Annotated in this window: 1 protein-coding gene; it reads right to left on the bottom strand. The window is 66.4% G+C overall.

Going from position 1 to position 402, the window contains the following annotated elements; genetic code table 11:
* Positions 1-402, bottom strand: a 402-nt coding sequence (locus EN851_RS34345; protein WP_189587336.1) for a DmsC/YnfH family molybdoenzyme membrane anchor subunit, incomplete at both ends; no start/stop codon positions are given.

Below are 402 nucleotides of genomic sequence, written 5' to 3' on the forward strand. Positions count from 1 at the left end.
GAGCTTCCAGACCCAGCCGGCGAGCGTGGCAAGCAGAGCGAGCTCTAGTATAGCGCTGGAGCCGGCGCTGAAGCTTTGAAGCAGGGCGTTCGCCAGAACGCTCCCGGTCATCGCCGCGAAGATAAGATAGGCCGGTAGCGTATAGCGGCTGTGCCACTGCGCGATCGGCTTCAGCGAGGCGTAGATCATGCCCGTGGTGCAAACAGTCACGACGGCACCTGCCGCTGCAAGCAGGCCGGCGACCGCCACCCAGCCGCCGCCCTTGCCGAAAAACACCCAGCCGATGCCGAACAGTCCCGCCGGGATGAAAGTCGCCACCGATGAGACCCCCTCGCGCGACAGCCAGGAACTGCGCCATTGCGAGAACGCCCGCCAGGCCCGCTCCGGTCGTCCGAGATGGCC

The sequence above is a fragment of the Mesorhizobium sp. M8A.F.Ca.ET.208.01.1.1 genome, assembly GCF_004791315.1.
Classification (GTDB): Bacteria; Pseudomonadota; Alphaproteobacteria; order Rhizobiales; family Rhizobiaceae; genus Mesorhizobium.